1 protein-coding gene is annotated in these 13,319 nt (G+C 67.9%); it reads right to left on the bottom strand.

The features are described 5' to 3' along the window. Positions 1-71: 71 nt before the first annotated feature. Complete coding sequence (locus ACFYNS_RS27325; protein WP_388605524.1) at positions 72-13,313, bottom strand: amino acid adenylation domain-containing protein; 13,242 nt, start codon at positions 13,311-13,313, stop codon at positions 72-74. Positions 13,314-13,319: the final 6 nt, after the last annotated feature.

Consider the following 13,319-nt stretch of genomic DNA (forward strand, 5'->3'; position numbering starts at 1 on the left):
TTCCATCTCGTGGCTCAGCCGACACGCGGCTTGCTCTCTCCCGGGCGGCTCCTTCTGCCGCCGGGAATCCCTCAGGGCTTGCCGGTCGGTCGTGTCATGCGGCGCAGCGCCGGGCGCTTCCGCGCCGCTGTGCGGGAGGCCGTCGTCAAGTGATCGGCCAGCCCGGCGACGGTGGGGGTCTCGAAGATCGTGCCGATGGCGACTTCCGTCTGTAGTTCGCTGCGGATCCGGCTGATCAGGCGGGTGGCGAGGAGGGAGTGGCCGCCCAGGTCGAAGAAGCTGTCGTCGATCCCGACCCGCTCCAGACCGAGCACCTCGGCGAACAGCGCGCACAGCGTCTCCTCGCGCGGAGTCCGGGCCTTGCGCCCACCCGCGCTCGCCGCGTACTCGGGTGCGGGCAGCGCCTTACGGTCCAGCTTGCCGTTCGGCGTGAGCGGCAGCCGGTCCAGCACCATCACCGCCGAGGGCACCATGTACTCCGGCAACCCCTTGACCAACTGGTCACGCGCCGCCTTCACCACAGCCCCGATACCACGCGCAGCCACCGGACTGTTCACCCAGGGACCACCCGTAGCCGCCGGGACATACACCCCCGACAGCACTCCTACATCGCCGTCGTCGGGCAGCACGACCGCATCGAACAGGGCCACCGACCGGGACGACCACGTCACCACCACCCGCAACCCCAACTCAGCACCCCGCACCACCAGCTCCTCCGGATCCACCGCCACACCGGCATCCCCGGCATCCAAGCCGTCCAGACGCCGCTCGACAGCCACCTCCCCGACCAGCCGCGCATTCGGAACCCCCGAGATCCGCACCGGCGACTGCACCTCGGCGATGTCGAACTCCGGCGTCCAGGCCCGCCGAGGCAGCTCAGCGACGTCCGCCACCGTGGTGGGCGCCTTGTGCAGCACCACTTCATACCGGTGGCGTGTCAGCTCGTTGTGATAGCCACCCCGCTTGAGCCGCACATCCACAGCCCCGACACGGCCATCGCCCTCGGCCAGCTCCGTGAAGAACTCCGGAGCCACCACCAGCTCCTTCTCCAACAACACCGCACGATCCACCACCGCACGCGCCTGCACACCCCGATCCCCATGCACCGCCGCATGCAGGGCTCGCAACGATCCGGCATGCCGCACGTCGCCGACCACCACACGGCCACCCGGCGCCAACAACTCCAGCGCCCGATCCAGAACCCGGGCCAGATACTCCCCATCCGGGAAGTACTGCACCACCGAATTGATCACCACCGTGTCGAAATACCCCGACGGAAGGTCCCCCGCCGCATCCGCCGGCTGACACCGCAACCGCACCCGATCCGACAACCCCGCCTCAGAAACCTGGCCACGGAGCCGCTCGATCACCGCACCCGACAGATCCGTACCCCAATACTCCCCAACCCCCGGCGCAAGGTGCCCCATCAACAGACCGGACCCCACCCCGATCTCCAGAACCCGACCACCACCAAAACCACGCACCCGCTCAACAACCGCATCCCGCCACGCCCGCATCTCACCCAACGGAATCGGCTCACCCGAATACGAACTGTCCCACCCCGCAAAATCCTCACCAAAACCACCAGACCCCACCCCCGAATACACCGAGTCATAGATCTCCCGCCACTCACCTACCTGGGCGTCCTCGTCGGACGGCGTCTCTTCGGCATCGCCCTCGGCGGTCGTGGCCGCCGCCGCCAGATCCGGCACGACATAGGCGGCGAGCCGCTGGTCCCCCGGCACATCCTCACGCGCCAGGACCACGGCTTGGCGGACACCTTCGCAGCCGGTCAGGAGGGACTCGATCTCCCCCGGCTCGATACGGAAGCCACGCACCTTGACCTGTTCATCGGCACGGCCCATGTACTCGAGCTGCCCGTCGGCCCGCCAGCGGGCCAGGTCGCCGGTCCGGTACATCCGCGTGCCGGGCTCGAAGGGGGACGCCACGAAACGTTCCGCTGTCAGGTCAGCCCGCCCGACATAGCCACGGGCCAGACCGGCGCCCGAAGCGTAGAGCTCACCGACCACCCCGGCAGGAACCGGTCGCAGTACTTCGTCCAGGACGTGGGCTCGGGTGTTCGCGACCGGGCGACCGATCGGCACCACGTCATCGGAGAAGGTGTCGCTCATCGAGATCGCCACGGTCGACTCGGTCGGGCCGTAGGCGTTCACCACGCGACGGCCCCGCGACCAGCGCGCCACCAGTTCCGGCGGAGCCGCCTCGGCACCGACGACCACGCATGCGAACTCCGTGAGCTCCTCCTCGGAGCCCGCCGGAAGTGTCGCCAGTACGGAGGGCGGGATCAGCGCATGGGTGATGTGCTGGGCGGCCAGGACATCTCGCAGTGCCTCGCCGACCAGTCGGGCGCTGTCGGGCACCACTATCGCGGCGCCGGCCGCGAAGGCGGCGACCAGTTCCCAGACTGCCGCGTCGAAGCTGGGTGAGGCGAACTGCAGGACTCGGCTGCGGGGGGTGGTGCCCAGGCGCCGGAGCTGGGTGTGGGCCAGGCTGGCCACACCACGGTGGGAGACCACGACCCCCTTGGGCCGGCCGGTGGAACCGGACGTATAGATCACATACGCCGGATGCGCCGCCTCCACAGCCACCCCCGGGTCGGTCTCCGGGAAGCCCGAAAGATCCTGCGCCAACTCCTGCGGCCCCAGCACCAGCAACGGATCCGCGTCCTCGACCATGAACGCACGCCGCTCGACCGGATACTCCGGATCCACCGGCACATACGCACCACCCGCCTTCAACACCGCAAGCACAGCCACCACCATCTCCACCGACCGCGGCAACTCCACCCCCACCAACACCTCAGGCCCCACACCACGACCCACCAGCCAATGCGCCAACCGATTCGCCCACGCGTTCAACTCCCCATAGGAGAGGCTCCGCTGTCCGTGGACCAGAGCCACCGCAGCCGCATCGTGCCGCGCCTGCTCCTCGAACAGCCCCGCAAGCGACACCTCCGGCAACACCCTCGCCGTGTCATTCCACCCGGCAAGCCGCTCCCGCTCCTCACCCGAGAGCAACTCCACCCCACCCACAGACAACGACGGATCCGCCACCACCTGCTCCAACAACCGCACCCACCGCGCCAACAACCCCTCAATCGACACCCGATCGAAGAGACGCGTGGAGTACTCGACTGTCCCGGTCACCCCGCGCTCGCCGGAGCGCTCGGCCAGGCTCAGCAGCATGTCGAAGCGCGACCGGCCGATCCCGACGTCTTCGGGCGTCACCCTCAGCCCCGGCAGATCGAAGTCCCCTTCAGGCGCGTTCTGGAGTACGAGTGCGACCTGGAAGAGCGGGTGGTGGGAGGTCGAACGATTCGGGTTCAGCACCTCCACCAAGTGCTCGAAGGGAACGTCCTGGTGCGCATACGCCGCCAGACTCGACTCCCGCACCCGAGACAGCAACTCCTCGAACCCCGGATCACCCGACGTATCCGTCCGCAGCACGAACGTGTTCACGAACAACCCGACAAGGTCGTCCAACGCCTCATCGGTACGCCCCGCCACACCACTGCCCAACGCGATATCGGTCCCCGCACCCAACCGCGTCAACAGCGCCGCCATACCGGCCTGCAACACCATGAACACCGTCGTGTTCGACCGCCGTGCCAGCTGGACCAGGCGCTGATGCAGCTCCGCATCCAGTGTGAAGTCGAGATGGGTGCCCTCGAACGAGGCGACTGCCGGACGGGGCCGGTCGGTCGGGAAGGTCACCAGCTCCGGCAGGTCCGCCAGCTTGTCTCGCCAGTAGTCGACCTGCTGGGCGTAGAGGCTGTCCGGGTCGTTCTCGTCACCCAGCAGCTCACGCTGCCACAGCGTGTAGTCCGCGTACTGCACCGGCAGCTCCGACCACCGCGGGGCATCACCCTGCACACGCGCCGTGTACGCCGCCACCAGATCTCGCGCGATCGGGCCCATGGACCAACCGTCGCCCGCGATGTGGTGCACCAGCAGCATCAGGACGGCGTCCTGCGGTCCCACGTCGAACAGCCATGCCCGTACGGGTATCTCGGACCCCAGCGCGAACGCGTACCGAGCCGACTCCTCCAGAACCTTCGGCAACTCCTCCTCCGTCACGGAGCAGCGCTGCCAGTCCAGCTCCGCACTCTGCGGATCGAGGATCGACTGGCGGGGCTCGCCATCGGCTTCGGGGAAGACCGTACGCAGCGACTCGTGCCGGACGACCAGGTCACGCAGGGCACTGCCGAGTGCATCCGCGTCCAGCTCGCCCTTCAGCCTGAGCGCCAGCGGCATGTTGTAGGTGGCCGACGGGCCCTCCAGCTTGTGCAGGAACCACAGACGACGCTGAGCGAACGACAGCGGCACCACATCCGGCCGCTCCACCGCCACCAGAGCCGCACGCGTGCGGCCGTCGCCCGTGAGGCGCGACACCAGGCCGGCCACCGTCGGGTTCTCGAAGACAGCCGCAATCGGAACCTCGACGCCGAGCACGCTGCGGATGCGGCTGACGAGCCGAGTCGTGAGGAGAGAGTGGCCGCCGAGGTCGAAGAAGCTGTCATCGATCCCGACCCGCTCCAGCCCCAGGACCTCGGCGAACAGCCCGCACAGCGTCTCCTCGCGCGGAGTCCGTGCCTTCCGGCCACCCGCGCTCGCCGCGTACTCGGGTGCGGGCAGCGCCTTACGGTCCAGCTTCCCGTTCGGCGTGAGCGGCAGCCGGTCCAGCACCATCACCGCCGACGGCACCATGTACTCCGGCAACCCCTTGACCAACTGGTCACGCGCCGCCTTCACCACAGCCCCGATACCACGCGCAGCCACCGGACTGTTCACCCAGGGACCACCCGTAGCCGCCGGGACATACACCCCCGACAGCACTCCTACATCGCCGTCGTCGGGCAGCACGACCGCATCGAACAGGGCCACCGAACGGGACGACCACGTCACCACCACCCGCAACCCCAACTCAGCACCCCGCACCACCAACTCCTCCGGATCCACCGCCACACCGGCATCCCCGGCATCCAAGCCGTCCAGACGCCGCTCGGCAGCCACCTCCCCGACCAGCCGCGCATTCGGAACCCCCGAGATCCGCACCGGACCATCCACATCCGCCAAATCGAACTCCCGCGACCACACACGGCCGGGAATCCCGGAAACTGCCCGAACCTTCGACGGCGCCTTGTACAACACCACCTCATACCGGTGGCGTGTCAACTCGTTGTGATAGCCACCCCGCTTGAGCCGCACATCCACAGCCCCGACACGAGCATCGCCCTCGGCCAGCTCCGTGAAGAACTCCGGAGCCACCACCAGCTCCTTCTCCAACAACACCGCACGATCCACCACCGCACGCGCCTGCACACCCCGATCCCCATGCACCGCCGCATGCAAAGTCCGCAGCGACCCCGCATGCCGCACATCCCCCACCACCACACGGCCACCCGGCGCCAACAACTCCAGCGCCCGATCCAGAACCCGGGCCAGATACTCCCCATCCGGGAAATACTGCACCACCGAATTGATCACCACCGTGTCGAAATACCCCAACGGCAGATCCCCCACCTCATCCGCCGCCTGACACCGCAACCACACCCGATCAGCCAACCCCGCCCCGGCCACCTGACCACGAAGCCGCTCGATCACCGCACCCGACAGATCCGTACCCCAATACTCCACAACCCCCGGCGCAAGGTGCCCCATCAACAGACCAGACCCCACCCCGATCTCCAGAACCCGACCACCACCAAAACCACGCACCCGCTCAACAACCGCATCCCGCCACGCCCGCATCTCACCCAACGGAATCGGCTCACCGGTGTATGCGCTGTCCCAGCCGGCGAAATCCTCACCGAACTCGCCGTACGCGCTCTCGGCGTAGACCGAGTCATAGATCTCCCGCCATTCCTCCACCTGTGCGTCGCTCACAGCGGTCTCGGCCGTCGTACCGGAGTCGGCTCCGGCCGCGGCCGCCGCCTCGAGGTCCGGCACCACGTACGCGGCGAGTCGCTGGTCACCGGGCACGTCCTCACGCGCCACCACCGCCGCCTGCCGCACACCCGCGCAGCCGGCCAGCACCGACTCGATCTCCCCCGGCTCGATCCGGAAGCCCCGCAGCTTCACCTGCTCATCCGCACGCCCCACGAACTCCAACTGGCCATCCGCACGCCACCGCACCAGGTCACCCGTGCGATACATCCGCGCACCCGGCTCGAACGGCGACGCCACGAACCGCTCCGCCGTCAGCCCCGGGCGCCGCAGATAGCCACGTGACACCTGGACGCCGGCGGCATAGAGCTCTCCAACGACTCCGACCGGGACCGGTTGCAGGCCCGCGTCGAGAACGAACAGCCGGGTGTTCCACATCGGCCGTCCGATGGGAACGCTGTGCGCGGCACCGTCCGGCCCCTGCCAGACGGAGGAGGCGACCTGGATGGTCATCTCGGTCGGGCCGTACAAGTTGGAGAGTTCACTGTTCCAGGACTCACTGATACGAGTCGCGAGGTCCGGACGCAGAGCCTCGCCGCTGGCCCAGATACGGCGCACCGAATGCCCGGCAGGCGGCTCGGGCAGATTGGCCAGCAGGGACGGCGGGAACTGCGCGACCGTGACGCTGTTCTCGGCCATGAAGGACACGAGGCGCTGGGGATCGCGCACCACGTCGCCGGGGGCCACGCAGACTGCGGCACCGTGCAGCAGAGGGAACCAGATCTCCAGACCGACGGAGTCGAACCGCACAGAGGTGCGGAACAGCAGCACGTCGCCGGGCCCGACCGGGTAGGCGTCCTGCATCCACTGCAGATTGTTCGCCAGCCCGCGGTGCTCGACCACGACGCCCTTCGGCCGACCGGTGGAGCCGGAGGTGTAGATGACGTACAGCGGGCCGGAGGGAGTCAGCGGGGCCGCGCGGTCGGCGTCCGTCAGGTCGGACGCGTCGTGCAGAGCGACCGCCTCGACTGTCGACCCCTCGTCCACGACGACGCACGGGATCCCCGCCTCCACGGCGCCGAGGTCGTGGTCGCGGGAGACGAGCAGCAGTACGGGCCGCGCGTCATCCAGCGTGTGACGGAGACGCTCGACCGGGTCCTCGGGGTCGAGCGGGAGATAGGCGGCACCGGCCTTGATCACCGCAAGGAACGCCACGATCGTGTCGGCGGAGCGGGGCAGCGCAACGGCCACCAGTTGCTCGGGCCCGACGCCCCGGGTGACCAGATGGCGGGCGAGTCGGTTGGCTCGCGCATTCACCTCGGCGTAGCTGAGCGTCGTGTCGCCGGACAGCACAGCAGGGGCGTCCGGAGTACGCGTCACCTGCGCCTCGATCAGGCTGACGAGGGTCTCTCGGCGCACGTCGGCCGCGGTGTCGTTCCAGGTCGTCAGAGTCTGCTGCCGCTCGGCCTCGGTCAGCAGGACGGCATTGCCGATGGACTGCGCCGGATCGCTGAGTGTCTGCTCCAGCAGTCGCTTCCAACGGTCGAAGAGCGCCTCGACGGTGGAACGGTCGAACAGGTCCGTCGCGTACTCCACGACGGTCTCGATCCCCGTGGGGGCCCCGGCGGCGTCGTACCGTTCGGTCAGCGACAGCAGCATGTCGAACCGCGCGGTGCCCGGATCGGCCTCGGTAGTGCTGACCTGCAGCCCCGGGAGCGTGAAGTCCCCCTGGTCGGTGTTCTGGAGTACGAGTGCGACCTGGAAGAGCGGGTGGTGGGAGGTGGACCGGTTCGGGTTCAGCAACTCCACCAGATGCTCGAAGGGCACGTCCTGGTGCGCATACGCGGCCAGACTCGACTCCCGCACCCGGCCCAGCAGCTCCTCGAACCCCGGATCACCCGAGGTGTCCGTTCGCAGCACGAAGGTGTTCACGAACAATCCGACAAGATCGTCCAACGCCTCATCGGTACGCCCCGCCACACCACTGCCCAGCGCGATGTCAGTCCCCGCACCCAACCGCGTCAGCAACGCCGCCATACCGGCCTGCAACACCATGAACACCGTGGAACCGGTCCCGCGAGCCAGTTCCGCCATGCGCTGGTGCAGCGCTCCCTCGATCTCGAACGTGACGGTCTCACCGGCGTACGAGGCCACTGCCGGCCGGGGCCGGTCGGTCGGGAAGGTCACCTGTTCGGGCAGATCCGCAAGCTTGTCGCGCCAGTAACCGACCTGCTGCGTGAAGAGGCTGTCCGGGTCGGTCTCGTCGCCCAGCAGCTCACGCTGCCACAGCGTGTAGTCCGCGTACTGCACCGGCAACTCCGACCACTGCGGCACACCACCCTGCGAACGCGCCGTGTACGCCGCCACCACATCCCGCGCCAGCGGGCCCATCGACCATCCGTCCGCCGCGATGTGGTGGAACAGCAGCAAGAGGACGCTGGTGTCACCATCCGTGTCGAAGAGCCAGGCCCTGATCGGTGCCTCGGAGGCGAGTTCGAAACCGTAGCGGGAGACTTCCCGCACCACTGTCGGCAGCTCCGCCTCGGTCACCCGACGGTGTTCCCAGCCGAACGCGGCATCAGCAGGATCGAGCACCACTTGGCGGGGCTCGCCGCCCACCTCCGGGAACACGGTGCGCAGCGACTCGTGCCGAGTGGCCACATCCGCCAACGCAGCGTGCAACGCCTCCGCATTCACGGAACCGGTCAGGCGGAAGGCAAGCGGCATGTTGTAGGTCGCGGAGGGGCCCTCCAGCTTGTGCAGGAACCACAGACGACGCTGAGCGAACGACAGCGGCACCACATCCGGCCGCTCCACCGGCACCAGCGACCTACGTATTCGGCCTTCGCCACGCAGCCGCTCGACCAACAGCGCCACGGTCGGGGCCTCGAAGACGTCCTTGATGGGAAGCTCGACGCCGAGCACGCTGCGGATGCGGCTCACCAGCCGGGTGACGAGCAGGGAGTGGCCGCCGAGGTCGAAGAAGCTGTCGTCGATCCCGACCCGCTCCAGACCGAGCACCTCGGCGAACAGCCCGCACAGTGTCTCCTCCTGCGGAGTCCGTGCCTTGCGGCCACCCGCACTGACCGCGTTCTCCGGAGCGGGCAGTGCCTTGCGGTCCAGCTTTCCGTTCGGCGTGAGCGGCAACCGGTCCAGCACCATCACCGCCGAGGGCACCATGTACTCCGGCAACCCCTTGACCAACTGGTCACGCGCCGCCTTCACCACAGTCCCAATGCCACGCGCAGCCACCGGACTGTTCACCCACGGACCACCCGAAGCAGCCGGAACATACACACCCGACAGCACAGACCCGTCCCCGTCCCCGGGCAGCACGACCGCATCGAACAGGGCCACCGACCGGGACGACCAGGTCACCACCACCCGCAACCCCAGCTCAGCACCCCGCACCACCAGCTCCTCCGGATCCACCCCGGAACCCAGATCCCCCGCGTCGAGACCGTCGAGACGGCGCTCGGCAGCCACCTCACCGACCAGCCGCGCATTCGGAATCCCGGAGATCCGCACCGGCGACTGCACCTCGGCGATGTCGAACTCCGGCGTCCAGGCACGACAAGGCAGCTCAGCGACGTCCGCCACCGAGGAGGGCGCCTTGTGCAGCACCACCTCATACCGGTGCCGCGTCAGCTCGTTGTGGAAGTCGCCCTGCTTGAGCCGCACATCCACAGCCCCGACACGAGCATCGCCCTCGGCCAGCTCCGTGAAGAACTCAGGAGCCACCACCAGCTCCTTCTCCAACAACACCGCACGATCCACCACCGCACGCGCCTGCACACCCCGATCCCCATGCACCGCCGCATGCAAAGTCCGCAGCGACCCCGCATGCCGCACATCCCCCACCACCACACGGCCACCCGGCGCCAACAACTCCAGCGCCCGATCCAGAACCCGGGCCAGATACTCCCCATCCGGGAAGTACTGCACCACCGAATTGATCACCACCGTGTCGAAATACCCCAACGGCAGATCCCCCACCTCATCCGCCGCCTGACACCTCAACCACACCCGATCCGACAACCCCGCCCCGGCCACCTGACCACGAAGCCGCTCGATCACCGCACCCGAAAGATCCGTACCCCAATACTCCCCAACCCCAGGCGCCAAATGGCCCATCAACAGACCGGACCCCACCCCGATCTCCAGAACCCGACCACCACCAAAACCACGCACCCGCTCAACAACCGCATCCCGCCACGCCCGCATCTCACCCAACGGAATCGGCTCACCCGAATACGAACTGTCCCACCCCGCAAAATCCTCACCAAAACCACCAGACCCCACCCCCGAATACACCGAGTCATAGATCTCCCGCCACTCCTCGACCTGAGCGTCCCCACCCGAGGAGGCGGCTCCCTGGTCAGCACCGGCGTGGGCGGCCGCCCGCAGATCCGGCACGACATAGGCGGCGAGCCGCTGGTCTCCCGGAATGTCCTCACGCGCAACCACCGCGGCCTGGAGAATTCCTGCATCACTGGTCAGAAGGGATTCGATTTCGCCGGGCTCGATGCGGAAGCCGCGCACCTTCACCTGCTCGTCCGCGCGTCCAGCGAACTCCAGCTGGCCATCCGCACGCCACCGCACCAGGTCACCCGTGCGATACATCCGCGCACCCGGCTCGAACGGCGACGCGACAAACCGCTCCGCCGACAACCCCGCACGCCTCAGATAACCCCGCGCCAACCCCGCACCCGACACATACAACTCACCCACCACACCGGCAGGCACCGGCCGCAACACCTCATCCAGCACAAACACCTGCGTATTCACCACAGGACGACCGATCGGCGCCACCACCCCCTCGCCCAGACCACCACTCATCGACACGCACACCGTCGACTCCGTCGGCCCGTACGCATTCACCACACGCCGACCACCCGCCGACCACCGCCCGATCAATTCCGGCGGCGCCGCCTCACCCGCCAACACCACCGACTCCAACAACGGCAGCCCGGACTCCACACCCACCGACACCGCACCCAACACCGACGGCGGCAACGTCACATGCGTAACCCCCTGATCGGCCACCACCCGGTGAAAGTCCTCCCCCACCAGACGACCACCCTCCGGCACCACCAACACGGCACCGGAACCGAAAGCCATCACCAACTCCCAGAACGCCGCATCAAAACCCGGCGACGCGAACTGCAACACCCGACTCGACGAACCGACCCCCAACCCTTCAATCTGGGTTCGAGCCAAACTCACCACACCACGATGAGAAACCACGACGCCCTTGGGCCGGCCCGTCGAACCCGACGTATAAATCACATAGGCGGCCTGGTGACCTTCAACGTCGACTCCGAGGTCGGAATCCGGGAAGCCCGAAAGATCCTGCGCCAGCTCCTGCGGCCCCAGCACCAGCAACGGATTCGCGTCCTCGATCATGAACGCACGCCGCTCCTCCGGATACTCCGGATCCACCGGCACATACGCACCACCCGCCTTCACCACAGCGAGCACCGCAACCACCAACTCCACCGACCGCGGCAACTCCACCGCCACCAGCTTCTCCGGCCCCACGCCCCGGCCGATCAGCCAGTGCGCCAGCCGATTCGCCCACGCGTTCAACTCCCCATACGAAAGCGACCGCTCACCACACACCAGAGCCATCGCATCCCCGTCACGCCGCGCCTGCTCCTCGAACAGCCCCGCAAGCGACACCTCCGGCAACACCCTCGCCGTGTCATTCCACCCGGCCAGCCGCCCCCGCTCCCCCTCAGACAGCAACTCCACCGCACCCACAGACAACGACGGATCCGCCACCACCTGCTCCAACAACCGCACCCACCGCGCCAACAACCCCTCAACCGACACCCGATCGAACAACTCCGTCGCGAACTCCACCAGAGCCTCGATGCCCGCCACATCACCCGCGGTGTCGTGGCGTTCGTACATCTCGACGAGCATGTCGAAACGCGAGGTGTCGGTGCTGATGAACTCGGTGCTCACCTGAAGGTGCGGAAGGCGGAAGTCTTCGGACGGTGCGTTCTGCAGCACCATGGCGACCTGGAACAGCGGGTGATGGCTGGTGGAGCGCTGCGGGTTGAGCACCTCGACGAGGTCCTCGAACGGCACGTCCTGGTGCTCGTGCGCACTCATGCTGCGCTCCCGCACCCGGGCGAGGAGCTCCTCGAAGGCAGGATCGCCCGAGGTGTCCGTCCGCAGGACGTAGGTGTTGACGAAGAGACCGATGAGGTCGTCGAGGGCTTCGTCCGTGCGGCCGGCCACACCACTGCCCAGTGCGATGTCGGTCCCCGCACCCAGACGGGTCAGCAGCGCCGCCATACCGGCCTGCAACACCATGAACACCGTCGTGTTCGACCGCCGCGCCAACTCCACCAGACCCCGATGCAACTCAGCGTCCAGCCGGAAGTCGACCCGCATCCCCTCGTAGCCGGCGGTGGCCGGCCGGGGCCGGTCGGTCGGGAAGGTCACCTGCTCCGGCAGCTCCGCCAGCTCCGCACGCCAGTAGTCGAGTTGCTGTGCGTAGACGCTCTCGGGATCGTCGACGTCTCCGAGCCGGTCGCGCTGCCAGAGCGTGTAGTCGACATACTGCGCGGGCAGCTCGGACCACTCCGGGTCGCGCTGCTCGACACGGGCGGTGTACGCCTCCACCACGTCACGCGTCAGCGGAGCCATCGACCACCCGTCACCCGCGATGTGATGCAGCAACAACAGCAGCGTGCTGTGCTCCGCGTCCGTGTCGAACAGCCAGGCGCGGAAAGGGATCTCGGTGGAGAGGTCGAAGGTGTGCCGGGCCGTCTCGCGGAGGGTGCGCTCCAGGTCGGTCTCGGACACCGACCGCCGCTCCCACCGGAAGTCGGCCTCGTCGAGGTCCCGTATCAGCTGGTAGGGCTCGCCGTGCACGTCGGGGAAGACGGTGCGCAGCGACTCGTGCCGGCCGACGACATCGAGCAGGGCCGTGTGCAGTGCCTCGGCGTCGACGGTGCCGGTGAGGCGGAGGGCCAGCGGAACGTTGTAGGTCGCCGAGCGGCCTTCCATCCGGTGCAGGAACCACAAACGACGTTGGGGGAACGACAGCGGCACCACGTCGGGGCGTTCGACCCGGGTGAGGGGGGCGCGTGCGCCGTCGGCGGCCGCTCCGGTGAGCCGTCCGGCCAGCGCGGCGGGCGTGGAGAAGTCGAAGATCTCCTTGATCTTCAGTTCCTCGCCGAGGGTGGCACGGATCCGGACGAGCAGCCTGATCGCCGTCAGCGAATGACCGCCGAGTTCGAAGAGGTCGTCGTGGGGGCCGACGTGGTCCCTGCCGAGCGTCTCGGCGAACAGGGCGCACAGCGCCTCTTCGCACGATGCCTTGGCGTCCAACTTCTCGCTCCCTCTTCTGACGGTGTCGAATCCGTGCTGCATCGGCCCGGGTCGGCTCATGGGCGG

Source organism: Streptomyces sp. NPDC006925 (assembly GCF_042869575.1).
Taxonomy (GTDB): domain Bacteria; phylum Actinomycetota; class Actinomycetes; order Streptomycetales; family Streptomycetaceae; genus Streptomyces.

Excerpts from the sequence above, each read along its gene's own strand:
- ACFYNS_RS27325 (WP_388605524.1), bottom strand. The coding sequence starts at position 13,313 with ATGAGCCGACCCGGGCCGATGCAGCACGGATTCGACACCGTCAGAAGA.